This is a genomic window from Enterobacter sp. 4974935 (genome assembly GCF_058661735.1).
This window is the reverse complement of record NZ_JBZWGT010000003.1, coordinates 1145103-1171090: the sequence shown is the minus strand read 5'-3', so window position 1 is coordinate 1171090 and position 25988 is coordinate 1145103. Positions and strand designations below refer to the sequence as shown.

23 protein-coding genes and 1 tRNA gene are annotated in these 25988 nt (G+C 55.2%); 10 read left to right on the top strand and 14 right to left on the bottom strand.

Annotated features, from left to right (window positions below; all coding sequences use genetic code 11):
• Positions 1–132 precede the first annotated feature (132 nt).
• Positions 133–2130 carry a bifunctional tRNA (5-methylaminomethyl-2-thiouridine)(34)-methyltransferase MnmC2/FAD-dependent 5-carboxymethylaminomethyl-2-thiouridine(34) oxidoreductase MnmC1 gene (gene mnmC / locus AC4OVS_RS06815; RefSeq protein WP_491922280.1) on the top strand — a complete coding sequence of 666 codons (1998 nt, stop codon included), beginning with the start codon at positions 133–135 and terminating at the stop codon, positions 2128–2130.
• Between the two features lie 65 nt (positions 2131–2195).
• Here the strand turns inward: mnmC and AC4OVS_RS06810 are convergent, their stop codons facing one another.
• The 6 genes from AC4OVS_RS06810 to prmB are packed head-to-tail and all read right to left on the bottom strand — an operon-like array spanning position 2196 to position 6744.
• The gene (locus AC4OVS_RS06810) at positions 2196–2471 is read right to left on the bottom strand and encodes a YfcL family protein (protein WP_022648861.1); all 276 of its coding nucleotides are present in this window, start codon (positions 2469–2471) and stop codon (positions 2196–2198) included.
• A 13-nt stretch (positions 2472–2484) separates the two neighbouring features.
• Positions 2485–3030, bottom strand: coding sequence for an elongation factor P hydroxylase (locus AC4OVS_RS06805; protein ID WP_022648862.1), 546 nt, complete (start codon positions 3028–3030; stop codon positions 2485–2487).
• Positions 3030–3839: a sulfite exporter TauE/SafE family protein gene (locus tag AC4OVS_RS06800; protein ID WP_022648863.1), complete on the bottom strand. Its 810-nt coding sequence runs from the start codon at positions 3837–3839 to the stop codon at positions 3030–3032. Before AC4OVS_RS06800 ends, AC4OVS_RS06805 begins: the two co-directional genes overlap by 1 nt.
• A complete protein-coding gene (gene mepA / locus AC4OVS_RS06795) occupies positions 3839–4663 on the bottom strand; it encodes a penicillin-insensitive murein endopeptidase (protein WP_003861385.1) in 825 nt (274 codons plus the stop codon). Before mepA ends, AC4OVS_RS06800 begins: the two co-directional genes overlap by 1 nt.
• 2 nt (positions 4664–4665) lie before the next feature.
• Positions 4666–5751 carry a chorismate synthase gene (aroC, locus tag AC4OVS_RS06790; protein WP_022648864.1) on the bottom strand — a complete coding sequence of 362 codons (1086 nt, stop codon included), beginning with the start codon at positions 5749–5751 and terminating at the stop codon, positions 4666–4668.
• Positions 5752–5811: 60 nt separating this feature from the next.
• Complete coding sequence (gene prmB, locus AC4OVS_RS06785) at positions 5812–6744, bottom strand: 50S ribosomal protein L3 N(5)-glutamine methyltransferase (RefSeq protein WP_022648865.1); 933 nt, start codon at positions 6742–6744, stop codon at positions 5812–5814.
• Positions 6745–6889: 145 nt separating this feature from the next.
• On the opposite strand from prmB, the gene smrB reads away from it, so the two are divergent.
• On the top strand, positions 6890–7441 hold the full coding sequence (gene smrB, locus AC4OVS_RS06780; protein ID WP_022648866.1) for an endonuclease SmrB: 552 nt from the start codon (positions 6890–6892) through the stop codon (positions 7439–7441).
• A gap of 46 nt (positions 7442–7487) precedes the next feature.
• Here smrB and sixA read toward each other — a convergent pair whose 3' ends face one another.
• The 4 genes from sixA to AC4OVS_RS06760 form a co-directional block, all read right to left on the bottom strand.
• Positions 7488–7973 carry a phosphohistidine phosphatase SixA gene (gene sixA / locus AC4OVS_RS06775; protein WP_003861375.1) on the bottom strand — a complete coding sequence of 162 codons (486 nt, stop codon included), beginning with the start codon at positions 7971–7973 and terminating at the stop codon, positions 7488–7490.
• 209 nt (positions 7974–8182) lie between these two features.
• Complete coding sequence (gene fadJ, locus AC4OVS_RS06770) at positions 8183–10330, bottom strand: fatty acid oxidation complex subunit alpha FadJ (RefSeq protein ID WP_063146673.1); 2148 nt, start codon at positions 10328–10330, stop codon at positions 8183–8185.
• A complete protein-coding gene (gene fadI, locus AC4OVS_RS06765; protein WP_491922279.1) occupies positions 10330–11640 on the bottom strand; it encodes an acetyl-CoA C-acyltransferase FadI in 1311 nt (436 codons plus the stop codon). The genes fadJ and fadI overlap by 1 nt, the downstream gene beginning before the upstream one ends.
• A gap of 237 nt (positions 11641–11877) precedes the next feature.
• Entirely contained in the window at positions 11878–12162 is a 285-nt protein-coding gene (locus AC4OVS_RS06760) for a YfcZ/YiiS family protein (protein ID WP_022648869.1), read from the bottom strand.
• A 372-nt stretch (positions 12163–12534) separates the two neighbouring features.
• Between AC4OVS_RS06760 and fadL the strand changes: the two genes are divergently transcribed.
• Positions 12535–13818, top strand: a complete 1284-nt coding sequence (fadL, locus tag AC4OVS_RS06755) for a long-chain fatty acid transporter FadL (RefSeq protein ID WP_022648870.1) — start codon at positions 12535–12537, stop codon at positions 13816–13818.
• A gap of 44 nt (positions 13819–13862) precedes the next feature.
• Here the strand turns inward: fadL and mlaA are convergent, their stop codons facing one another.
• Complete coding sequence (gene mlaA, locus AC4OVS_RS06750) at positions 13863–14615, bottom strand: phospholipid-binding lipoprotein MlaA (RefSeq protein WP_022648871.1); 753 nt, start codon at positions 14613–14615, stop codon at positions 13863–13865.
• Positions 14616–14929: 314 nt separating this feature from the next.
• Here mlaA and AC4OVS_RS06745 point away from each other — a divergent pair, with 314 nt between their 5' ends.
• The 4 genes from AC4OVS_RS06745 to ypdK all read left to right on the top strand — a co-directional run bounded on the left by AC4OVS_RS06745 (position 14930) and on the right by ypdK (position 17606).
• Positions 14930–15859 carry a formate/nitrite transporter family protein gene (locus AC4OVS_RS06745; RefSeq protein ID WP_022648872.1) on the top strand — a complete coding sequence of 310 codons (930 nt, stop codon included), beginning with the start codon at positions 14930–14932 and terminating at the stop codon, positions 15857–15859.
• A gap of 75 nt (positions 15860–15934) precedes the next feature.
• Positions 15935–16006, top strand: a tRNA-Arg gene (locus tag AC4OVS_RS06740).
• A 248-nt stretch (positions 16007–16254) separates the two neighbouring features.
• A complete protein-coding gene (gene lpxP / locus AC4OVS_RS06735; protein ID WP_168713920.1) occupies positions 16255–17175 on the top strand; it encodes a kdo(2)-lipid IV(A) palmitoleoyltransferase in 921 nt (306 codons plus the stop codon).
• Positions 17176–17534: 359 nt separating this feature from the next.
• A complete protein-coding gene (ypdK, locus tag AC4OVS_RS06730; RefSeq protein WP_099458937.1) occupies positions 17535–17606 on the top strand; it encodes a membrane protein YpdK in 72 nt (23 codons plus the stop codon).
• A gap of 58 nt (positions 17607–17664) precedes the next feature.
• On the opposite strand, the gene alaC is transcribed toward ypdK, so the two are convergent.
• Entirely contained in the window at positions 17665–18900 is a 1236-nt protein-coding gene (alaC, locus tag AC4OVS_RS06725; protein WP_228338499.1) for an alanine transaminase, read from the bottom strand.
• A 386-nt stretch (positions 18901–19286) separates the two neighbouring features.
• Here alaC and AC4OVS_RS06720 point away from each other — a divergent pair, with 386 nt between their 5' ends.
• Positions 19287–20984: a sensor histidine kinase gene (locus AC4OVS_RS06720; RefSeq protein ID WP_022648926.1), complete on the top strand. Its 1698-nt coding sequence runs from the start codon at positions 19287–19289 to the stop codon at positions 20982–20984.
• A gap of 13 nt (positions 20985–20997) precedes the next feature.
• Positions 20998–21729 (top strand): LytR/AlgR family response regulator transcription factor, encoded by a 732-nt coding sequence (locus AC4OVS_RS06715; RefSeq protein ID WP_032622329.1) that lies wholly within the window; start codon positions 20998–21000, stop codon positions 21727–21729.
• A gap of 35 nt (positions 21730–21764) precedes the next feature.
• Here the strand turns inward: AC4OVS_RS06715 and glk are convergent, their stop codons facing one another.
• Positions 21765–22730, bottom strand: coding sequence for a glucokinase (gene glk / locus AC4OVS_RS06710; protein WP_022648928.1), 966 nt, complete (start codon positions 22728–22730; stop codon positions 21765–21767).
• Positions 22731–22935: 205 nt separating this feature from the next.
• Between glk and AC4OVS_RS06705 the strand changes: the two genes are divergently transcribed.
• A complete protein-coding gene (locus tag AC4OVS_RS06705; RefSeq protein WP_038416469.1) occupies positions 22936–24171 on the top strand; it encodes an ion channel protein in 1236 nt (411 codons plus the stop codon).
• On the opposite strand, the gene ipdC is transcribed toward AC4OVS_RS06705, so the two are convergent.
• Complete coding sequence (gene ipdC / locus AC4OVS_RS06700; protein WP_022648930.1) at positions 24172–25830, bottom strand: indolepyruvate decarboxylase; 1659 nt, start codon at positions 25828–25830, stop codon at positions 24172–24174.
• Positions 25831–25988: the final 158 nt, after the last annotated feature.

Below are 25988 nucleotides of genomic sequence, written 5' to 3'. Positions count from 1 at the left end.
AAAAGTTTCGAGTCGCACAATAGCGTACACTTGTACGCCGAACAAGTCCGATCAGCGATTTTCTGTGGAAATTTGCACCGATGGGCTCACATCGCTAAGATCGTGCCACTGCCTGTCGGACGAGTAACTTACGTGAAACAAAACGCCATACAACCTGCCAACCTCGAATTCAACGCTGAGGGTACACCTGTTTCCCGAGATTTTGATGACGTCTACTTTTCTAATGATAACGGACTGGAAGAGACGCGCTATGTCTTCCTCGAAGGAAATCATCTCAGCACCCGCTTCCCTGAGCATCCGCGCAGCCTGTTTGTCGTCGCGGAGAGCGGTTTCGGCACCGGGCTGAATTTTTTGACCCTCTGGCAGGCCTTCGACCAGTTTCGCGCTGCACACCCCGAGGCTACCTTACAAAGATTACATTTCATCAGTTTCGAAAAATTTCCGCTTACCGCACACGATCTGCGGCTTGCCCATCAGCGCTGGCCGGAGCTTGCCCACTGGGCGGAACAGCTTCAGGCCCAGTGGCCACCGGCTATCGGCGGCTGTCATCGTCTGATTCTGGACGACGGACGCGTCACGCTCGACCTGTGGCTTGGCGACATTAACGACCTGACCGATAAGCTCGATGACTCAATGCATCAGAAAGTGGACGCCTGGTTCCTGGACGGTTTTGCGCCCGCCAAAAACCCTGACATGTGGAGTCCGCACCTGTTCAGCGCAATGGCACGTCTGGCACGCCCGGGCGCGACGCTTGCCACCTTCACCTCGGCGGGCTTTGTCCGCCGTGGGTTGCAGGAGGCGGGGTTTACCATGCGGAAAACCAAAGGCTTTGGCCGCAAACGCGACATGCTGGTGGGGGTGATGGAACACGATCTGGCGATCCCGGCACAGGCACCCTGGTTTGCTCGCCGCCCCAGTGCGTCGCGTGAGGTCGCCATTGTGGGCGGAGGTATTGCCAGCGCCCTGCTCTCACTGGCGCTGCTGCACCGTGGCTGGCAGGTGACGCTCTACTGCGCTGACGAGGCACCGGCGATGGGTGCATCAGGCAACCGTCAGGGCGCGCTTTATCCCTTATTAAGTTCACACGATCCAGCACTGTTCCAGTTCTTCCCGGCTGCGTTTACGTTTGCTCGTCGCCTTTACGATAGCCTGCCGGTTGCGTTCGACCACAACTGGTGCGGCGTGACGCAGCTCGGCTGGGACGAGAAGAGCCAGCAGAAAATCACACAAATGCTGTCGCTGGGTCTGCCGGAGGCCATCGCCCATGCAGTGACGGCACAGCAGGTTGCTGAGACCGCTGGCGTCGACACCGGCTGCGGGGGTATTCAGTATCCACTCGGCGGCTGGCTGTGTCCGGCTGAACTGACTTCTGCGGCGATAGCCCTCGGGCAGTCGCGTGGGTTGACAGTGCATTATGCCCACAAGGTTGAATCGCTTATTCGCACAGCCCACTGGGAACTGCGTTTTGCTGACGGCAAAGCGTCGCAGCATGCCAGCGTTGTGCTGGCCAACGGACATCACATCACTCAGTTTACCCAGACAGCGTCATTGCCGGTTTATCCAGTCGGCGGCCAGGTGAGCCATATCCCGACCGCGCCCGAACTGAGCAAACTGCGTCAGGTGCTGTGTTACGACGGCTACGCGACGCCGCAAAATCCGTCCAACGGCCATCACTGCATCGGTGCCAGCTATCATCGCGGTGAAACAGATATGCAATACAGCGAAGCGGATCAGCAGCAAAACCGCCAGCGCCTGCTCGACTGTTTCCCGAATGCGTCGTGGGCGAAAGAGGTTGATGTCAGTGAGGGTCAGGCGCGCTGCGGCGTACGCTGCGCGACCCGCGATCACCTGCCGATGGCGGGAAACGTGCCGGACTATGACGCCACGCTTGAAGTCTATCAGGATCTTGCAGACAACAAAGAAACGGCGGTAAGTGCGCCCGTTTATCCGGAACTGTTTATGTTGGGTGGCTTAGGCTCGCGGGGATTATGCTCTGCGCCATTGCTGGCTGAAGTGCTAGCCGCGCAAATGAGCGATGAGCCGGTTCCGCTGGACAGGGTTACGCTCGCGGGGCTTAATCCGAACCGACTATGGGTGCGGAAATTGCTGAAGGGGAAAAGGGTTAAGTAGGGTGCGGTCTGGTGCCCTCACCCTGGCCCTCTCCCCAAAAGGGAGAGGGAAGAGAAGGCGGCAACTTAGCGTTTAGCCTGCTGGAACAAATTGTCCCACATGCCCAGCACTAAAGACTGGTCGCGTGGAGACAGTTCCCCGGCCAGAATGGCTTTTTCAAGGCTGCGAGTAACTTCCGCGTGAACGGCGTCGGCAGAGTGATCGTCCCCTGCTTCCAGCGCGGCTACCGCCAGCGTCAGGTGACCACGCAGATAACCGCTGGCGAACAGCTCATCATCGCTGGCGTGTTCCACCATGTCATCAATTAACGCCAGAATGCGTGATTCAAATTCTGCGATCATCTTCTTTCCTCTGTTATAAATCTTCCGGCCACGGGAAGCATTCCGCCGTGATCTCCGGCGTATGGTAATAATTTTGTAAAGCCTCGATCAGGCGTGCCGGACGTTCCGGGATGCCTTTCTCAAGATATTCCATCACCTGCGCATGCACGCGGCGCTGGAAGACGATACGGTCTGGCTCGAAGTCGCCTTCAAGGTTGTCACAGCTGACGTTGAACGGGAAACCCGCCGCCACGCAGAACAGCCACTCCAGCGCCTGCGGTTTCACCTCCACATCTTCGAACTGCCCCTGGGTGGCGGCGTCGCGCCCGTCCGGGCAGTACCAGTAACCAAAGTCCACCAGCTCGCGACGCGCTTTCCCCGCGATGCACCAGTGCGAAATCTCGTGCAAACCGCTGGCGTAAAAGCCGTGGGCAAAGACGATGCGGTTGTATGGAACCTGGTCATCAGCAGGAAGATAGATCGGTTCGTCGTCGCCTTTAATCAGACGGGTATTAAAATCATCAGCAAAACAGCTGTCGAAGATCTCAATCAGCTGTTCGTATTTATGCGTACTGTTCATTAGTTCATCCCCAACCAGGTGAGGATCTCCTGTCCATGGCTGTCATAAAGAAGTTTGGCGCTCATCACCGCCGAGACGACAACAATCATCGGGCGGATCAGCTTTTGCCCTTTGCTTAATACCAGACGCGAGCCTGCGCGCGCGCCCAAAAACTGCCCCGCCATCATCACAAATCCGGTAGCCCAGATAACCTTGCCGCCAATGATAAACAGCAGCAGACCGCCAACGTTGGAGGTTGCGTTGAGGACTTTGGCGTGGGCGGTGGATTTGGCGAGGTTGAACCCGGCCAGCGTCACGAATGCCAGCGCGTAAAACGAGCCTGCTCCCGGACCAAAGAAGCCGTCGTAAAAACCGACGCAGCCACCGGCAATCAGCGCAAACGGCAGGCCGTGCAGTCGCCGCGCCCGGTCTTCCTCGCCGAGCTTTGGCATCAGTAAGAAATAGAGGCCAATACAGATAACCAGAATCGGCAGGATCTGGCGCAGAATGTCGGACTGTACGTGCTGGACCAGCAGCGCGCCCGCCGTCGAGCCAATAAACGTCATCAGGATATTGAGCTTCTGATCGGCGAGATTCACCACTTTGCGCCGAACAAAGTAGAGCGATGAGGAGAGCGAACCGCCGCATGCCTGGAGTTTGTTGGTGGCAAGCGCCTGGGCAGGGCTCATGCCTGCCGCCAGCAGCGCCGGAACGGTGAGCAACCCGCCACCGCCCGCCAGGGCATCGATAAATCCGGCTAACATCGCAACAAAAAAGAGCACCGCCAGCAGCAGCGGTGACACCATAAACAGATCGACGAAATTATCCATTAAAGTACATGCTCATCCAGTAGCGCCTGGCAGGAAGGCGGCAACGGAGGCGGTGTCTTCTTCTCAGGCTTAGAGGTTCCAGGCTTGGCCGGTTCAAACCAGCTTTGCAGTTCGTAACCACAACCATCGCCAGGCGGTGGCAGCGGCTGATCTTCACATTCCAGGCTGTTCGCCGGGCAGCGCAGGCGAACATGCATATGCGCCCGGTGCTGGAACCATGGGCGCACTTTACGCAGCCAGTCGCGATCCGTTCCCGCATCCAGGCAAAGCTGCTGCTTTATGGCCGGGTTAACAAAGATCCGTGTGACGTCGTTATCCTCTGCCGCCAGCTTAATCATGCTGGAAATTTCCGGCGACCAGCGCGAGGCCACGACCCGTTTACCGTCGGCCGAGACCAGATCCAGCGCCTGCGGTTTCAGCAGCTGCGCTGAGCTCCAGCGCGTTTTCGGCAGTTGCAGGAAGATGTCCACATCCAGTCCGGTCTGGTGGCTGGCGTGACCGCCGTTGAAGCGACCACCTGCAGGCATCCCCATATCGCCAATCAGCATCGTCCCCAGCCCCAGGTTATGCACCTGGTTGCCAAGACGCTGAATAAACAGCACCAGGTCAGGATGGCCGAAGTAACGGCGCTGGTCGGTGCGCATCACCTGATAGGTGTCCGACTGCAGCGGAAGTTCCTGCGCGCCGACGATACACCCGTTGGAGAAAGCGCCAATGGACTGCGCGCTTCCCGCTACCGGGTGGGTGATTTTCTGCCACGGCGTGGCGGCCAGGCTTGCTCCACTGGCCAGCAGCGCCAGCAGAGCGATTGCGGTTTTTTTCATAGTTACCAGCGTGGAATGGTGGTCGACACATCCGCATTCTGCGCGCGCTGGCGCAGGAAGTGATCCATCAGCACGATCGCCAGCATCGCTTCTGCGATCGGTACCGCGCGGATCCCCACGCATGGATCGTGCCGCCCTTTGGTGATCATCTCTACTTCATCGCCTGAGCGGTTAATCGTGTGGCCCGGCACGGTAATGCTGGACGTTGGCTTCAGCGCGATATTGGCAATAATTTGCTGCCCGCTGCTGATGCCGCCCAGAATGCCGCCCGCATGGTTGCTCTGGAAACCCGCCTTCGTGATTTCGTCGCGGTTCTGGCTGCCGCGAAGCTTAACCACGTCAAAACCGTCGCCGATTTCAACGCCTTTCACCGCGTTGATGCTCATCAGCGCGTGGGCGATGTCAGCGTCGAGGCGGTCAAATACCGGCTCGCCCCAGCCAGCCGGCACACCGTCGGCCACCACGGTGACTTTCGCACCAATGGAGTCGCCCTCTTTTTTCAGGCCACGCATCAGCTCGTCCAGCGCGTCCAGCTTGTCGGCATCGGCGCAGAAGAACGGGTTAAGTTCTACCTGATCCCAGTCTTTGATTGCCAGCGGAATGTCGCCCATCTGGGTCAGACAGCCGCGGATAACGATGCCGAATTTCTGCTGGAGATATTTTTTGGCAATCGCACCTGCCGCCACGCGCATCGCGGTTTCACGCGCGGAAGAACGTCCACCGCCGCGATAGTCGCGAAAGCCATATTTTTGTTCGTAGGTATAGTCGGCGTGGCCCGGACGGAAGACGTCTTTAATCGCGCCGTAGTCCTGGGAGCGCTGATCGGTGTTTTCAATCAGCAGACCAATGCTGGTCCCGGTGGTACGGCCTTCAAAAACGCCGGAGAGAATTTTGACCTGGTCCGGCTCGCGACGCTGCGTGGTGTAGCGAGAGGTACCCGGACGACGGCGGTCAAGGTCATGCTGTAAATCGGCTTCGGTCAGTTCGATGCCTGGCGGGACGCCATCAACGATACAACCCAGTGCCAGACCGTGCGACTCGCCAAAGGTGGTCACACGGAATACCTGTCCAATACTGTTTCCTGCCATCACGGCTCCGATGTTGTTGTTTGTGTTTGAGCGTTGTGAAACGGGCCGAAGCCCGCTGGATTAATCTTTGTAAATGCTGAAGTATTCGCGTGCATCAAGCAGTTGCGTTTTGGTCAGCATAAAGACGCCGTCACCGCCGTTGTCGAACTCAAGCCAGGTGAACGGCACATCCGGGTACTGCTCTATCAGATGTACCATGCTGTTACCCACTTCACAAATCAGAACGCCATCGTCGGTCAGATAATCCGGCGCGCAGGCCAGGATGCGGCGGGTCAGCTTCAGCCCGTCAGAGCCTGACGCCAGGCCCAGCTCCGGCTCGTGACGGTACTCGTTCGGCAGATCGGACATGTCTTCGGCATCCACGTACGGTGGATTGGTGACGATCAGGTCGTATTGCAGCGTCGGCAGGTCGCGGAACAGGTCAGAGCGGATAGGCGTGACGTGATGGATCAAGCCGTGCTCTTCAATGTTGTGTTCGGTGACGGCCAGCGCGTCGGTGGAGATATCGACGGCGTCCACTTCCGCTTCCGGGAAGGCGTACGCGCAGGCAATCGCGATGCAGCCGCTGCCGGTGCACATATCAAGTATGTGCTGCGGCTGATGGTTAATCAGGCCGTCAAAGTGGTTGTTGATCAGCTCGCCAATCGGCGAACGCGGCACCAGCACACGCTCATCAACATAGAACTCATGGCCGCAGAACCAGGCTTTGTTGGTCAGGTAAGCCACCGGAATACGCTCGTTCACGCGACGGATCACGCGCTCAACGATGCGGTGTTTTTCACTGGAGGTCAGGCGCGCGGTGCGCATGTCTTCCGGAATATCCAGCGGCAGGTAGAGTGACGGCAGCACCAGCTGGACGGCCTCATCCCACGGGTTATCGGTGCCGTGTCCGTACCAGATATTGGCGGCGCTGAAGCGGCTAACCGACCAGCGCAACATGTCCTGTATGGTATGCAGCTCGTTTACTGCTTCATCGACAAAAATTTTATCCACTCTTTCCTCCAGGGCATGCTCGCATAATTTTCGGCGGCTAGTTTGCCATGAAGACGGCGATAAATCAGCAATGACGCGTGTCGCTTGAGGTTAAAAAATGCGTTTAGTCGGGTACACTATCGGAAATACGAGATGAGAATGACGAATGAAAAAGAAAACATCGCTCAGCGAGGAGGATCAGGCTCTCTTCCGCCAGCTGATGACCGGGACGCGTAAAATCACGCACGACACCATTGTCCATCGCCCGCAGCGTAAAAAAATCAGCGAGGTTCCGGTCAAACGTCTGCTCCAGGAGCAGGCCGATAACAGCCACTATTTTTCAGATGAGTTTCAGCCGCTGCTAAATACGCAGGGCGCGGTGAAATACGTGCGCGAAGACGTTAGCCATTTTGAACTGAAAAAATTACGCCGGGGAGATTACTCGCCGGAGCTGTTCCTCGATCTGCACGGGTTGACCCAGATGCAGGCGAAGCAGGAGCTGGGGGCGTTGATCGCGGCGTGCCGACGCGAGCATGTTTTTTGCGCCTGCGTGATGCACGGTCACGGCAAACATATTCTCAAACAACAGACGCCGCTGTGGCTGGCTCAGCATCCGCACGTAATGGCTTTTCATCAGGCACCAAAAGAGTACGGCGGAGATGCCGCATTGCTGGTGTTGATTGAGGTTGAGGAGTGGCAGCCGCCAGAGTTGCCCTGACAGGATGGCGGGAGGCACGCGGCACCCCGCCATATCGCACGTCACGTCAGATAGCTTTAGCCATCTTCAGGTTGCACGGACTCATTTGCCAGTTAAAGACCCCTTTGCCGGTTTCGTCGAGGGTGACGTTGGCAATGGCGGACGTTGTGAACATTGGTGGCGTTTCGCCCGGGCACAGCTCAGATACCAGATAGCCGACCAGCGGCAGGTGGGAAATGACCAGTGCGGAAGCGACACCTTCGTTGCACAGCGCCTGAAGGTAAGCACTGACAAGGCCAACATCGCCACACGGCGTGAGTTCAGGGAGAACATCCACACTGGATGGCAGGTTCATACACTCTCCTACCACATCCAGCGTCTGTTCTGCCCGCAGGAACGGACTCACCAGAACGCGTTCAATGTCCACTTTTTGACCTTTAAGCCATGTCGCCATCTGACGGGATTCGTCGCAGCCACAGACGGTTAAAGGACGTACTGAGTCACTGGCGGCATCGAGTGCCGCGTCGCCGTGACGCATGATAAAAACTTGCATATTGCACCGCTTTTGTTAACCAGAATCACCGGCGTTAACTACCCGCGATTAATGCTCTGAGGTAGAAAACCCGATGGCCGGGCATTGTGCCTGATCCATTCGGTGAATGAAACGCTGTTTTTTACCTCAATGGCGTAAGTATAGTCAATCTCTGTTTACAATTTCGCCAAAACAGGTTCCATCACCTCAGGATTTACCCTTCTTTGACTTCAGTTTACGCAATCAGTTTCCCTTGCGGGCCAGAATGTCTGACCCCGTTCCGCCATCTGCAATAATTCGTCACAAGGTGTAAACCGTGGACCGTATTGCGAGGCCAGACGTTGCAGGATCGCAACCACTTCACCCGCCCCGAGGGTATCCATATACCGGAACGGGCCGCCAAGGAATGGCGGAAAACCGATACCAAACACGGCACCGATGTCGCCGTCGCGCGCGCTTTTGATCACCTGCTCACCAAAGCAGCGCGCCGCTTCATTGAGCATCATCATCACGCAGCGCTCAGCACACTGAACCGCCGACAATTTTCCCTGACCCGTGACAGGAATAAGCGCATAAACCGAAGGGTCGACCTGTTTCTTGCTTTTACGCCCTTTCGCGGCGTAAAGATAGAAACCGCGTTCATTTTTTCTGCCTTTGCGATCGTCCTTCAAAATTGCGGAAACAAAGTTTGCAGGCGGCGCAAAACGATCGCCATAAGCCGCTTCCAGCACAGGGATAATTTTAGTCCCCGTATCAATTCCTACCTCATCCAAAAGTTGGATTGGGCCGACGGGGAAACCAAACTTCACCAGGGCGTCATCGACGTGCTCAATTTTCTCCCCTTCCGTCAGCAACCGCATCGCTTCGTTAATATACGGCGCCAGAATGCGGTTGACGTAGAAGCCGGCTTTGTCCGCGACCACAACAGGAGTTTTGCCCTGTTTTTTCGCCAGCTTCACCACGGTGGCAATAGTTTGCGGGCTGGTTGTGGCATGAGGGATAACCTCCACCAGCGGCATTTTTTCGACAGGACTGAAATAGTGCAGCCCTATCACCTGCTCCGGGCGCATGGCTTTCGCCGCGATGTCGCCGATCGGCAAAGACGAGGTGTTTGACGCGAAAATGGTGTGCGGCGCGCAATGCTGTTCAACGTCCGCTACCATCTGCTGCTTAAGGGCCAGATCTTCGAACACGGCTTCAATCACCAGATCGCGGTGTGCAAACCCACTGTAGTCGGTGGCGCCAGTGATCATCGCGAGGGTTTTATCGCGATCGCTGGCCTTGATATGGCGGCGTTTCACTTTGCGATCAAGGTTCTGCCAGCTGTACTGCAACGCGTGGTTGATGCCCTGAGGATTGATATCTTTGATACGTACGGGCAATTTGCCTTTGCTGGCGGTGACAAACGCGATGCCGCCGCCCATCAGCCCACCACCCAGAACCCCAACGGCGCGCAGCGGAGCCGGTTCAGCTTCACTGCCCGGATCTTTTTTAACCTCCGTGCTGGCAAAGAAAATGCCGCGCAGCGCCTGCGACTGCGGCGTCATCGCCAGCTCGCCAAACGCTTTCGCTTCCGCGGCATAACCGCTGCTGCTGCCCTGGGATAAACCGGTTTCAATCACCTTCAGAATGCGCGTCGCTGCCGGATAATTCCCTCTGGTTTTTTGCTCGGTTTTTTTACCCACCATATTAAACAGCAGCGTGCGCCCCAGCGGCCCGGCGAGGATACGCTCACGCACCGGCAGGGGGCGTTTCGCCTGACGACCTTTCAGCGCCCGCTCAACGGCAGCCTCAAGCAAGATTGCGTGCGGAACGACCTCATCAACCAGACCCGCCTTTAACGCCTGACGGGCGCGCAGCTGTTTACCGGTTAAAATCATCTCCAGCGCCGTACTGACGCCCACCAGCCGCGGCAAGCGCTGCGTGCCACCTGAACCGGGAAGCAATCCAAGCTGTACTTCAGGCAGTCCGAGTACGGTTTTCGCATCGTCGGTACAGATGCGACTGTGGCAGGCCAGCGCCAGCTCAAGCCCGCCGCCCAGGCAAGCCCCGTGGATCGCAGCGACAACGGGTATCGACAGCGCATGGATCTCCGCCATCACCTGCTGCCCCTGACGCGCCAGATCTTCTGCTTCCTGAGCGCTTGTCGCCCGGGCAATCATGTTGATATCGGCCCCGGCAATAAAGTTATCCGGCTTTGCCGAGATAAATACCAGGCCACGTATCGCTTTGTTTTCGCGGATCTGTCTGAGCATCGCACGCACCTGAACGCCGAACTCCGCCTTCAGGGTATTCATTTTTTCGTCGGGCACATCAATGGTGATAACGGCCACGTTATCAAGGCGAACAGCAAGGTTAAATGCAGATGTCGTTTCCATTATTCAGCCTCCAGAACCATTGCTGCGCCCAGGCCACCCGCCGCACAGGCGGTGACGAGACCAAAGCCGCCGCCACGGCGACGCAGTTCGTGCAACGTCTGGGTAATCATTCTCGCCCCGGTCGCTGCAAACGGATGACCGTAGGCAATAGAGCCGCCCAGCACATTGAATTTACTTTGATCCACTTCGCCTGTGGCATGCGCGCGGCCCAGCACGTCACGGGCAAAACGTTCGCTCGCCATAAGCTGCACGTTTGCCAGCGTTTGTGCGGCAAAGGCTTCGTGCATATCAATTAGCGTGAGATCGGAGAGCGTTAGCCCCGCGCGCTCCAGCGCCAGCGGCGTGGACCAGGCCGGTCCGAGCAGCATGTCCTGCCAGACATCGATGGCGGTAAAGGCGTAGCTGCGCAAATAGCCCAGCGGTGTGATGCCCAGCTCTTTCGCCCGGGATTCCGTCATCAGGATCACGGCGGCGGCACCGTCCGTCAGCGGCGTACTGTTGGCCGCCGTAACGGTGCCATGTTTACGGTCAAAGGCCGGGCGCAGTTTTGCGTAATCTGCCAGGGTTGAGGTGCCGCGAATGTTGTTATCTTCCGCGAGCGGTTCCCGGTAAGGCGGTACATAGGCGGTCATCACTTCGTTGGTCAGTTTGCCCTCCGACCAGGCTTTCGCTGCCAGCTGATGCGAGCGATGCGCCAGCGCATCCTGCTGTTCGCGGGTAATACCATAGGTTTTTGCCATCTGCTCGGCTGTATCGCCCATGCGCAGGCCGGTGGAGTATTCAGCAACGGCAGGTGGCACGGGCATGAGGTCGCGCAGGCGTAAACGCGAGAAGAGTTTAAGCTTTGCACCGGTAGTGCGAGCTTTGTTGACATCCACGAGGATGCGGGCCAGCTGTTTGCTGACGCCGATGGGCAGCACGGAGGAGGAATCAGCGCCGCCGGCGATCCCCGCGCGAATGGTCCCCGCCATCAGGCTTTCCGCCACGTTCGCCACCGCCTGGAAACTGGTAGCGCAGGCGCGGCTGACGCTGTAGGCGTCGGTATGAACATTCATGCCGGTACCCAGCACGATTTCACGCGCGATATTGGGTGCTTCCGGCATCTGTACCACCTGGCCGAAAACCAGTTGCTCAATAACCTCTGGCGGGATCTCGCTGCGAGCCAGCATCTCCCCCACCACCATTTTTCCCAGATCGACAGCCGGTATACCGTGAAACGCGGTTGCCTGACGTGCAAACGGCGTACGTAACCCGCTGACAATGGCAATGCGGTCACCGTGTCGGGTGATAAGCGGTAATGCCTGACTCATAACACTCCCCTGTAAAAAAATTTTGCGCGCACGTTAAGTGGTCTGACCTGATAATAGTCTTAACTATTTTTTTACATTGAGCCAATCGGGGAAGCGAAAAATTGCGAGCTAAGGCACAGAGAAGAAAAAGAAAATGCCCAGGGTAAAAGCAAAACGGTAACCCGTGGGTTACCGTTTTTAGTGTTTGCGCCCTCTCCCGTGGGAGAGGGTTGGGGTGAGGGCACCAGACCGCAGGAATTAACGCAGGCCCAGCTGGAAGATCAGCGTTTCTGCCTCGCAGGCGAACACAAAGTCGATATCCAGCTGTACGCCGCCTTCCACTTCCGTGAAGGTAGATTTGATTTCACATGGATCGGATTCGACTTCACGCGCACGCTTGCTCAGCGCGGCCAGCGTCTCTTCCGCTTCAGCGCGGTTAGGGAATACGCGGCTGTAAGAGGCGGTGCAATCGGTGTTGTCCATAATGGTGCCAACATCCATACAGCAGCAAACCGGGGTTTCATCAGCACTGCATTTACTCATAGCTCAATTTCCTCTGTATTCGCGCAGCGCGCGAGATAAACACGATGCGACTATTTTACGCCCCCGGACGAGCCCCCTCCAGCCGTTAATGGCGCAAAACCGGATAAGTGAGCAATATCACACTAAAAAATGATCTAAAACAAAATTCACCTTTTCGGATGAATCGTACTGGTCACAATTTTGCCAACCAGATCTCGTTTCATGAAACATGTTTGAAAATATTAATAAACAAACTTGCAACATCCCAGCTGGTCAGACCTATACTCTCGCCACTGGTCTGATTTGTATGTCATACCTCAGACCCTACACTTCGCGCTCCTGTTACGGTATGTAACAATTATTGAATAAAAATAACTCAATGAGGTTATGGTCATGAGCCAGAAAACCCTGTTCAAACAAACTGCTTTAGCAGTTGCAGTGGCAATCGTCTCAACGTCCGCCTGGTCAGCGGGCTTCCAGTTAAACGAATTTTCTTCCTCTGGCCTTGGCCGTGCGTATTCCGGGGAAGGTGCGATTGCCGATGACGCAGGCAACGCAAGCCGTAACCCGGCGCTTATCATGATGTTTGATCGCCCTACCTTCTCTGCCGGTGCGGTTTACATCGATCCTGATGTCAACATTTCTGGCAAATCTCAGTATACCGGCGCAGATCTGAAGGCGGATAACATTGCACCAACGGCGTGGGTGCCTAACCTGCACTTTGTTGCGCCAATCAATGAACAGTTTGGTTGGGGTGCCTCTGTCACCTCTAACTATGGCCTGGCAACGGAGTTCAATAACAACTACCCGGCCGGGGAATACGGCGGTAAAACCGACCTGACGACCCTGAACCTTAACCTGAGCGGCGCATATCGTCTGAACGATAACTGGAGCTTTGGTCTGGGCTTTGATGCTGTCTACGCTGATGCAAAAATCGAGCGTTATTCCGGGGAGCAAACTGCTGCGCTGCCGAAAAACAGCAATAAAATTGCCAGCCTGAAAGGTGACGAGTGGGGTTACGGCTGGAACGCCGGTATCCTGTATGAACTGGATAAAAACAACCGCTGGGGTCTGACCTACCGCTCAGAAGTGAAGATTGACTTCGATGGCGATTACAAAAGCGGCATCCTGAGCCCAGTCAACGGTATGGTACCGGGCGCAGGCACCACCATTCCATGGGGTACCTCGAATCAAACCGTACCGGGTTCACTGTCACTGCATCTGCCAGAAATGTGGGAAGTGTCAGGTTATAACCGCGTTGCGCCGCAGTGGGCTATTCACTATAGCCTCGCGTATACCAGCTGGAGCCAGTTCCAGGAGCTGAAAGCCACCGGCAGCAACGGCCAGACGCTGTTCTATAAAGACGAAAGCTTCCACGATGCTTACCGTATCGCACTTGGTACGACCTATTATATGGATGACAACTGGACGTTCCGTACCGGCGTGGCATTTGATGACAGTCCGGTACCGGCAGATAAGCGTTCTATCTCCATTCCGGATCAGGACCGTTTCTGGGTAAGTGCGGGGGCAACCTACGCGTTCAACGAGAATGCCTCTATCGACGCGGGCGTGTCGTACATGCATGGACAGAAAGTGACCTTCCAGGAAGGCCCTTACGAGTTTACCTCTGAAGGTAAAGCCTGGCTGTTTGGTACCAACTTCAACTACGCGTTCTAATCCCAACACGATTAAAAAAGGTGAGCATCGCTCACCTTTTTTATTTATTCCGAATCGATATCTTTTAATTCGTTCTCGATGGCTTTCGCGTTCGGATTATCTTCCGGCTTCAGCTTACCGCCGTTGGCAATAAAGTCATGGTTCTGGAAATAGGCCTCGCGGACCATGATGTACGGATCGGAAGACTGACGCAGCAGACCGTCAGAGTCCAGCAGTTGCGCACGCGTTTCAATCCCTTCCACGGTCCATTTACCAATCGACAGCGGCCAGGTGAGCCATGACAGCACCGGATACAGCGTATCCACCATGTCGCCGCCATCATCACGCACGGTAAAGCTGCCGTAGAATGGCAGGTGCACATACGGCCCATAACCTACGCCATAATGCCCCAGTGTGCTGCCGAAACGATGCGGCTGTTCACGCTGTAATTTCGGGTTCGCCATGCCTGCGACATCTATTAAGCCGCCCATACCCAGCAGAGAGTTCAGGAAGAAACGGGTGAAATGCACCATCCCCTGATACGGGTCGCCCTGGAGGAAGTAGTTCACCATCACCGCTGGCTCTTCCAGGTTACTGGTAAAGTTGCTCAGCCCGTTACGCGCTGGCTGCGGAACGTAGTCACGCCATGCCACGGCAACCGGACGAACCAGATATGGATCCAGCACATTATAGTTAAAGTTGTACATTGAACGGTTAAATCCTTCGAGAGGATCGGAGCGTCCCGTTTGCTCGCCAGAGCTGGCGCAGCCCACAAGCATCGTTACGCCCAGCGCAAGCGCCGACAGCCGAAGCTTCATATATTTCTCCCTGTTCAATATGGCTATCGTTGAATGCCATCTGTGACGGAGCCTGTGAGGCTCCGCCTGAAACGTGCAAGTGATTGTAACAGCACGCTTACCGATGTCTACGAGGACAATGACGACCCGCTCGTGTCATCACGCTAATTTCAGCATAGCCTGTCTTTAAGAATTCGTTTCGCTGGCAATTTTATATTGGCTTTGAAAGAGATGTCTCACCTTTATTGCCATTTTCAGCAATTTAAGAGCTTCCCCACGGGCAAGGCGCCAAAAGCCGCTACGCTTAAATGAGCGATTACCCCGAAGGAGCAGTTATGAAAGATATTAACGAAGAAAAAATTGGCGAGAACAATGAGGAACATGAGATTGAAAGTGAGGAGAAAGACCGGGGAGAAGAGATAGAAGTCGATGAGGATCGCCTGCCGTCGCGCGCCATGGCCATTCATGAGCATATTCGCCAGGATGGCGAAAAGGAGATGGAGCGTGACGCAATGGCCCTGCTGTGGTCGGCCATCGCAGCCGGTCTGTCGATGGGTGCCTCTCTGCTCGCCAAAGGTATATTTCACGTTCAGCTGGAAGGCGTGCCGGGCGGTTTTTTGCTGGAGAATTTAGGCTACACGTTCGGCTTTATTATCGTCATTATGGCGCGACAGCAGCTTTTCACGGAGAACACCGTCACTGCCGTACTGCCCGTCATGCAAAATCCGACCCTTGGTAATTTTGGTTTACTGATGCGCCTGTGGAGCGTCGTGCTGCTGGGGAACCTGATCGGTACGGGCGTTGCAGCCTGGGCCTTCGAGTATATGCCAATTTTTGATGAACCGACCCGCGACGCATTTGTGAAGATTGGCATGGACGTAATGAAAAATACGCCGGTTGAAATGTTCTCTAATGCCATTATCTCCGGCTGGATCATCGCCACTATGGTCTGGATGTTCCCGTCAGCGGGCAGCGCGAAAATCGTGGTGATTATCCTGATGACCTGGCTTATCGCACTCGCCGATACCACGCACATTGTTGTCGGGACCGTTGAAATCCTTTATCTGGTATTTAACGGCACACTCCACTGGAGCGACTTTTTCTGGCCGTTCGCCCTGCCTACTCTCGCAGGCAACATTTGTGGCGGAACCTTTATCTTTGCACTGCTGAGCCATGCGCAAATCCGTAACGACATGTCCAACAAGCGTAAGGCCGAACTTAAGGCTCAGGAAAAAAAGGATAAAACTGCCGAAAAATCGGCGTGAACGGTGACTCTTTGACCAGTCAGGCGGCAATGCGCTTAACGAGAAGTGTAAATAACGCTATACTCTTGCCGCTTCGTCCCCTTAGTTAAATGGATATAACGAGCCCCTCCTAAGGGCTAGTTGCAGGTTCGATTCCTGCAGGGGACACTTTTAATTTCCCCCTATAATCCCTGATTTATCAATCCGCTTTGCAATTGCCGCTTTTTTAAGCAAAAACGAGTAATAGCTCATAATGTATAACGGTGCTACATTAAGCCGCCCACCCAAGTCAGCAATGGCCAGGCAACGTCGTAAAGAACGGTAAAGCCTGCAACCATGACCTCGTCCTACGGTCTCAATGGCACGTGGTATCGCGAAGTCTGCGCTACCTTCACAGGCTTTACAAAGGTTCCACTATTTTGTCTCAATCCAAATTTCAGCGGGCGTTTCTGCACCCGCGCTACTGGTTTACATGGTTCGGCCTTGGCGTACTTTGGCTGCTGGTCCAGCTTCCTTATCCCGTGATTCGCTTCCTGGGTTCGAAGCTCGGCAGCGCATCGCGTCACTTTCTTAAGCGTCGCGAGTCCATTGCCCGAAAAAATCTTGAACTTTGCTTTCCGCATTACAACGCGCAGCAGCGTGAAACGCTGATCGCTGAAAACTTTAAATCTATCGGTATGGCGCTGCTTGAAACCGGTATGGCCTGGTTCTGGCCAGACGAGCGTGTCCGTAAATGGTTTGACGTTGAAGGTCTGGATAACCTCAAACATGCCCAGATGCAAAAACGCGGCGTGATGGTTGTGGGTGTGCATTTTATGTCGCTTGAGCTGGGCGGCCGCGTTATGGGTCTTTGTCAGCCGATGATGGCAACCTATCGCCCGCATAACAGCGCACTGATGGAATGGGTACAAACGCGGGGCCGCATGCGTTCAAATAAGGCGATGATCAGCCGTAACAATCTGCGCGGTATGGTTGGCGCCCTGAAAAAAGGTGAAGCCGTCTGGTTTGCCCCGGACCAGGACTACGGCCCTAAAGGCAGCAGCTTTGCCCCTTTCTTTGCGGTTAAAGATGTCGCTACGACGAACGGTACCTTTGTGATTTCACGTCTTTCTGGCGCCTCGATGTTAACGGTGACCATGGTCAGAAAAGCGGATAAGTCAGGCTATCGTCTGCATATCTCACCGGAGATGGCGAACTATCCTGAGGATGAGAGTGAAGCCGCGACCTTTATCAATAAGGTGATTGAGTTTGAGATTATGCGAGCACCTGAGCAGTATCTGTGGATGCACCGCCGCTTTAAAACCCGCCCTCTGGGCGAAGCCTCACTTTATATCTAACCCCTTTCGAAGGTTAGTTTCGCTAAGAAACTAACCTTTTCAAGCACCTGTAATCGCAGTGCGTAACGGCTTTTTTCGACCGTCGCTCAACAGGCATTTATTGCGTACCGAAATCAAACTGTCGCCGTTCCACGACACTCGTAAGTGTAGGAAATTATTTAAAAAAATGCCTCTTGTCACTCCTGAAATTTAGGCGTACATTAGCGCCGTCTGGCGACAGGAAAGCACAGAATTCAGAGCTGAAGTTAGCGACGTAACGGGATAATTCCGATTTCCCCTTTCGCATGATTTCAACTCTCTATACTCAGTTGGACTCTGTTTTTTTAATGCGTACCGGAAGATACGCGGAGCGATGAAACGTGAAATATTTCTTTATGGGCATTTCGGTTATTGTTTTAGTTTGGGCCGGAACGTTTGCTCTGATGATCTAGTTAAGAAAATGCAGTCAAAAAAACAGGCGCCGTTGGCGCCTGTTTTTTTTGGTGTCCGTTACGACTCGGGTTGTTCCGCAACGCTCTTCGCTGCAAGCAGGCCATCCGCGCGGAACATGCTTTTAATGCCCCGCACTGCCTGACGGATACGGTCGCTGTTTTCAATCAGCGCGAAACGCACGTGCGTGTCACCGTAGTCACCAAAGCCAATGCCTGGAGAGACGCAAACCTTCGCGTCCTGAAGCAGTTTTTTGGCAAATTCCAGAGAACCCATCGCCGCATACGGCTCGGGGATTTTCGCCCAGACGTACATGGAGGCTTTAGGCATTTCCACCATCCAGCCTGCTTCATGAAGCCCTTTTACCAGCACATCACGGCGGCGTTTGTACTGAGCGGCAATATTGAGCACGCACTGCTGATCTCCTTCCAGCGCCGCGATAGCCGCGACCTGTAACGGCGTGAAGGTGCCATAGTCATGGTAGCTTTTAATACGCGCCAGAGCGCTCACCAGCGTTTTGTTTCCCACCATAAAACCAATTCGCCAGCCCGCCATGTTGTAGCTTTTCGACAGGGTGAAAAACTCAACCGCCACATCACGGGCACCCGGTACCTGCATAATTGACGGCGCTTTCCAGCCATCATAAACGATATCGGCGTAGGCGAGATCGTGTACCACCAGCACGTCGTAACGCTTAGCCAGCGCGACCACTTTCTCGAAGAATTCGAGTTCAACGCATTGTGCCGTTGGGTTTGACGGGAAACCGAGGATCATCATTTTCGGCTTCGGATAGCTTTCACGAATCGCCCGTTCCAGCTCGTTGAAGAAGTCGACGCCTTCCACCAGTGGGACAGAACGCACCTGCGCGCCAGCAATCACCGCCCCATAAATATGAATTGGGTAGCTCGGATTCGGCACCAGGACGGTATCGCCGTGATCGAGCGTCGCCAGCATCAGGTGGGCCAGCCCCTCTTTGGAGCCAATGGTCACAATCGCTTCGCTTTCAGGATCGATATCCACCTGATAACGATCCTGATACCAGCGGGAGATCGCCCGACGCAAGCGTGGAATGCCGCGTGAGGTTGAATACCCATGGGTATCGGGACGCTGGGCAACTGTGCAGAGTTTCTCAACGATATGCGGCGGCGTTGGGCCGTCAGGGTTACCCATACTGAAATCGATAATGTCTTCACCGCGCCGACGCGCAGCCATTTTCAGTTCAGCAGTGATATTGAAAACATAAGGGGGGAGACGATCGATACGCGTAAAACGGCGTTCAGGACTGAATTCAGCCATAGATTCCTCAGAGTCACGTTAGCGCCCGGACCGTCCGAGCGACGCTGCCACCCGTGTGGCATGCTTAGAAAATAACCTGAAGAAAAAGACGCTGTCGAGGGGATAACGGCAAAACAATATATTGCGCTAAAACGGGAATGCGATTGCAGTGAAAAGCGGAACTCTTAGCGTGAACAGGCAGTTTTAAGCGCTGCGATTTAACACAATGTTTTCAGTATCGTTACCTGACGTTTCTCCACAAACGAAAAAGCAGCGACTTTCAGTCAAAAGCCAGCAATCCCCTTTGAGAATTATGGTTTTTCCCCATTTGATAAATCTGATGGATAGCTGGTCATCTGGCCCTATGTTTTCTATCATAGATTTTTCCCGTTTTCCCAGGCCTGACCGTGCACGAAATCTTCAATATGCTCCTGGCGGTGTTCGACCGCGCGGCATTAATGCTGATCTGTCTCTTTTTCCTTATCCGCATCCGCTTGTTTCGCGAACTGTTGCATAAATCTGCCCACTCGCCAAAAGAGCTGCTGGCCGTTACGTTTATCTTTTCGATGTTTGCCCTGTTCAGCACCTGGTCCGGCGTGCCGGTAGAAGGCTCGCTGGTGAACGTGCGCATCATCGCCGTCATGTCGGGCGGGATCCTCTTTGGTCCCTGGGTCGGGATTATCACAGGCATTATCGCCGGCACCCATCGATACCTGATTGATATTGGCGGCGTGACGGCAGTCCCCTGCTTTATCACCAGCATTATTGCCGGGGTACTCTCCGGCTGGATTAACCGCAAAATCCCGAAAAAACAGCACTGGCGTGCGGGGATTATCGCGGGGATGGTCTGCGAAACGCTGACCATGATCCTGGTCGTCGTCTGGGCACCGACCACTGCGCTGGGGCTGGATATCGTCTCGAAGATCGGTATTCCGATGATCCTCGGGAGCGTCTGTATAGGCTTTATCGTGCTGCTGGTGCAAAGCGTGGAAGGCGAAAAAGAGGCCAGCGCCGCGCGTCAGGCGAAGCTGGCACTGGATATTGCCAACAAAACGCTGCCGCTTTTCCGACACGTTAACACCGAATCTTTACGTCAGGTTTGCGATATCATCCGCCGGGATATTCACGCCGATGCGGTTGCCATCACCAATATTGACCACGTGCTGGCCTATGTTGGCGTCGGTGAGCACAATTATCGCGACAGCGACGATACCATCAGCCCGACCACCAGACAGGCGATTAACTACGGAAAAATCATCATTAAAAACAATGATGAAGCCCACCGGACGCCAGAGATCCACTCAATGCTGGTGATCCCGCTGTGGGAAAAAGGCGTGGTCACGGGGACGCTGAAAATTTACTACTGCCATGCGCACCAAATCACCTCCTCGCTCCAGGAGATGGCGATTGGCCTGTCGCAGATCATCTCCACCCAACTCGAAGTTTCGCGTGCGGAGCAGTTGCGCGAGATGGCAAATAAGGCAGAGCTGCGTGCCCTGCAAAGCAAGATCAATCCCCATTTCCTGTTTAACGCGCTGAACGCTATCTCCTCTTCCATTCGTCTTAATCCGGATACCGCGCGGCAGCTGATTTTTAATCTGTCGCGCTATCTGCGCTACAACATTGAGTTAAAAGACGACGAGCAGATCGACATCAAAAAAGAGCTGTATCAAATCAAGGATTACATCGCGATTGAGCAGGCACGCTTTGGCGATAAGCTGACGGTCATTTACGATATTGATGAAGAGGTCAACTGCGTGATCCCAAGCCTGCTGATCCAGCCGCTGGTGGAAAACGCCATTGTTCACGGCATTCAGCCGTGTAAAGGAAAAGGCGTGGTCACGATTAGCGTGACGGAAAGCGGTAACCGCGTGCGAATCGCCGTGCGCGATACCGGACACGGCATCGATCCGAAAGTTATCGAGCGCGTCGAATCAAACGAAATGCCGGGAAATAAAATCGGGCTGCTGAACGTACACCACCGGGTCAAGCTGCTGTACGGTGACGGGCTGCACATTCACCGCCTTGAGCCGGGCACCGAGATTGCTTTTTATGTCCCGAACGAACGAACGCCCGTTAATGCCCCCATATCCTTGTTGCCGTAGGCCGGAGTAACAGATGAAAGTCATCATCGTAGAAGATGAAATTCTGGCTCAGCAGGAGTTGAGCTGGCTTATTAAAACCCACAGCCAGATGGAGATTGTTGGCTGTTTTGAGGATGGTCTGGACGTGCTGAAATTTTTGCAGCATAACCGGGTCGACGCGATTTTTCTCGATATTAATATTCCGTCTCTGGACGGCGTTCTGCTGGCGCAAAATATCAATCAGTTCGCCCACAAGCCGTTTATTGTGTTTGTCACCGCGTGGAAAGAGCATGCCGTGGAAGCCTTCGAGCTGGAGGCGTTTGACTATATTCTCAAGCCGTATCAGGAGTCACGTATTATCAGCATGCTGCATAAGCTGGAAGCCGCATGGCAGCAGCAGTCGCTGCCCGCCAGTGCCAGTCCGGTAGCGCGGGAAAACGACACCATTAATCTGGTCAAGGACGAACGGATCATCGTCACGCCTGTCGACGATATTTACTATGCTGAGGCGCACGAAAAAATGACGTTTGTCTATACGCGGCGTGAGGCCTACGTAATGGCGATGAACATCACCGAATTTTGCAACAAACTCCCGGCAGCGCACTTCTTCCGCTGCCACCGCTCGTTCTGCGTCAATCTGAACAAGATCCGCGAGATCGAACCCTGGTTTAATAACACCTATATTTTGCGGCTGAAGGATCTGGATTTTCAGGTGCCGGTAAGCCGCAGCAGAGTGAAAGCGTTCCGCCAGCTCATGCACCTGTAGCGCGTTCCCTCTCCCGCAGGAGAGGGAGACGGATGTCAGAGGATCTGGCCAAGTACCTGACGCAGATGCGCCCCGGAGCCAAGCAAGCCCGGATTGTCGTGGACAATCAGGTAAACCGGAATGTCCTGCACGTAACTCTTGAAGCGGCCTTTGTCTTCAAAGCCACCACGGAAACCGGAGGCGGTAAAGAAATCGAGGAAGCGCGGCACGATCCCGCCCGCAATATAGACCCCGCCAAAGGTGCCGAGATTCAGGGCCAGGTTGCCGCCGAAACGCCCCATAATGACGCAGAACAACGACAAAGCACGACGGCAGTCAATACAGCTGTCGGCCAGCGCGCGTTCGGTCACATCTTTAGGCTGCAGATTTTCCGGCAGACGACCGTCTGATTTTACAATCGCCCGATACAGGTTCACCAGACCCGGACCAGAAAGCACGCGCTCGGCCGACACGTGACCAATCTCGGCGCGTAGCTCCTCAAGAATAATGCCCTCTTCTTCGCTGTTCGGCGCAAAATCCACGTGGCCGCCCTCACCCGGCAGGCTGACCCAGCGTTTGTCGACGTGAACCAGGTGCGCCACCCCCAGACCGGTTCCGGCACCGTAAACAGCAATGGGCTTGCCTTCAACCGGGGCCGTACCGCCGAACTGAATCAGATGCTCAGGTTTAAGCATTGGGATAGCCATGGAAACCGCAGTGAAATCGTTGATAATTTCAAGGTGCGAGAAGCCGAGGTTTTTCCGCATTTCGGCAATTGAAAAGGCCCACGTGTGGTTGGTCATCGCCACCCAGTCGCCGGTGATCGGACAGGCGATGGCGATACAACCGTCTTCAACGCTCACTTTATGCTCTTCAAGATAGACGCGAACTACCGCTTCCAGGCTTGGGTAATCCAGCCCTGAATAGGTTTTCGCCTGAGAAATTTCACCGCTGTTTACATCGCACAGGGCAAGGCGCGCGTTGGTGCCGCCTACATCACCTACCAAAGCATACTTTGTCATTCTTCTACTGCTCCGCTAAAGTCAGAATAAATCTTTGGGACACTGTAAATTCAAGGCGTGATAACAACAACGACCAGAAGGTGACTGCCCATGGATTATCGATCTTCGTCACATAATAACTTTACCGTTTCAGCACCTTTTGCACTATTGCCACAATGCTGATTGTGCAAAGTAACGTTAAGCCGTTTTGTACAAGGAAATCATCATGCTCCATCCGCGAGCCAGAACCATGCTGTTATTGGCTGTCCCGGCGCTAATTATTGGCGTAGCGTCGAGCCTGGTGCTCATCGTCGTCATGAAAGTAGCGGCAGTGCTGCAAACGATTTTATGGACCGCGCTGCCGGTTAAGCTTGGCATCAGCACTGACTCGCCAGGGTGGATCATGATGATGCTGACCCTGACCGGAATTGCCGTAGGTCTGGTGATCCGCTATAGCCCGGGCCATGCCGGGCCGGACCCGGCACTGGAACCCTTGATTGGTGCGCCAGTATCTCCCTCTGCTCTGCCGGGGCTTGTTATCGCGCTGATTATCGGTCTTGCGGGCGGCGTAAGCCTCGGGCCTGAACATCCCATTATGGCGGTTAATATCGCGCTGGCGGTCTTTCTGGGAGCGCGTCTTTTCCCGCGCGTTGGCGCGCTGGACTGGACGATTCTGGCTTCCGCCGGTACCATCGGGGCACTGTTTGGTACCCCAATAGCGGCTGCGCTCATCTTTTCGCAAACGCTCAGCAGCGACAATGATGTGCCGCTGTGGGATAAACTCTTTGCGCCACTGATGGCCGCAGCAGCAGGGGCCCTCACAACCAGCCTGTTTTTCCATCCCCATTTTTCACTCCCCATCCCCCACTATGGCCAGATGCAACTCACCGATATTGTCAGCGGTGCCGTCGTCGTCGCGATAGCCATTGCGCTGGGAATGATCGCAGTGTGGTGTCTTCCGCGCCTGCATCGTCTGATGCACAGGCTGAAGCATCCGGTGCTGATTCTGGGTATGGGCGGTTTTATTCTGGGCGTTTTAGGCGCTATCGGCGGGACGGTTACGCTGTTTAAGGGTCTGGACGAGATGCAGCAACTGGCCTTCAGCCAGGTCTTTAGCGTCTCCGATTATCTGCTGTTCGCGCTGGTAAAACTGGCGGCGCTGGTGATCGCTGCGGCCTGTGGTTTCCGGGGAGGACGGATCTTCCCGGCGGTATTTGTTGGCGTCGCGCTGGGGCTGATGCTGCATGAGCACGTCGACGCTGTCCCTGCGGCGATTACCGTCTCCTGCTCCATTCTGGGGCTGGTACTGGTGGTAACGCGCGATGCATGGCTGAGTCTGTTTATGGCGGCCGTTGTTGTGCCGGATACCACGCTTCTGCCGCTCCTTTGTATCGTGATGTTGCCCGCCTGGCTCCTGCTGGCGGGCAAACCGATGTTGATGGCATGGCGAAACGACAGGTAATCAGGCGTTATTGCGCGCCTCCAGCGCTTTGGTCAGCGCGCTCAGCAGCGGCGGAATATCGGCTTTCGGCAGCATCACCTCGATCAGCGATAGTCGCTCGTGGTGTGCTACTTTATCCAGCACCTCCGCCAGTGTTTCCGCTTCGCTGACGCGCCAGCATTCTGCCTCTGGCGCCAGGCTCAGCGCCTGCGGGATCTGCGTCCAGTTCCAGAGGGCGATATCGTTATAGCGCTGCTCCGGCCCGTGGATGGCTCTCTCAACCGTGTATCCCTCGTTGTTAAGCACCAGAATAATCGGGCGCTGCTTGTCGCGCAGCATCGATCCCAGCTCCTGAATGGTCAACTGCGCGGCACCGTCACCCGTCAGGACAATCACGCGTCGGTTCGGACACGCTGTTTGCGCGCCAAACGCCGCCGCGAGCGTGTAGCCGATCGATCCCCAAAGCGGCTGGACGATAAAGTTCACGTCTGCCGGTAAACGCAAATCGATAGCGCCGAAAGCAGACGTCCCCTGGTCAGCCAGAATAATGTCTCCGGGGCGAATAAACGTTTGCAGGGTTCGCCAGAAGCTCTCCTGAGTCAGCGCCCCTTCGATAGTGGGGAAAGAAGAGCTGCTGTGATCCGATGGCGCTCGCGTATCACGTACATGCGTTTTGCACAGCGCTGTCAGCGTTTCAATGGCCTCCCTCATCGGGATACCCGTAAACCAGACGTCGCCGACGCGGGACGCGTGGGGCTGAACCTCTATCGTCTGATCTGGCGTCAACTGGTGGGTAAACCCGGCTGTGAGCGTATCGGTAAAGCGCGTGCCAATGCACAGCACCGTATCAGCCCCCTCGATTGCCTCTTTGACCGCCGCGGCGCTCGCCGATCCGCTGTAGGTGCCATAAAAACCGCTCTGTCGTTCGTCAAAAATGCCCTTGCCCATCAGCATGGTGGCGTGTGCCATCGGCACCTCTTTCACCCACGTCTGAAGGGCCGCGCGCAAACCGTGGCGCAGCACCAGGAAGTCCGCTAACAGCGCGGTGCGTTTGCTCGTTGACAAACGCTTTTCGGCAGCCTCACGGAACGCTTGCATGCAGGCTGAATCGGCCGGTGCGGAGTTAAGAGTGAGAGCGCTTACAGGGGGCGTAGCGGCTTTTTTCGCCACATCGGCGGGCAGCATCAGGTAGCCCGGACGGCGCTCCCGCAGCATGGTGGTCAGGACTCTGTCAATTTCATAGCAGGCGTTTTGTTCGGTAAGCACCGCCTGTGCAACGGTGATGGGTTCGCTCATGTGGTAGAAATGGCGGAACTCGCCGTCGCCTAAGGTATGGTGCAGTAACTCTCCTCGCTGCTGCGCCGCCATACCCGGAGCCCCCACAATATGGAGCACGGGGACATGTTCGGCAAAGCTGCCCGCCACACCGTTCATGGCGCTTAACTCCCCAACGCCGAAAGTCGTCAGGAGTGCGGCAAATCCCTTACAGCGGGCATAGCCGTCTGCGGCGTAAGACGCGTTCAGCTCGTTGGCACAGCCCACCCAGCAGATGTCCGGGCTGTCTATCACATGGTCGAGAAACTGCAGGTTATAGTCGCCCGGCACGCCAAACAGATGATCGGCACCGCAATCTGTTAGTCGGTCCAGCAGGTAATCGGCGACGCAATAGGGGGTACGCATATTATAGGTGTCCTTCTGACGTTGACCTCACTCTGAGTATTAAATAAGCGTGAAGGGTGTCCAGAATTGGCGACAATCAGGGGCTGGAAAGAATGCTTTACGAAAAAAGCTGAGCTATGCTCATTTTCTTCAGGTTAGTGTAAACGCATACACTGATT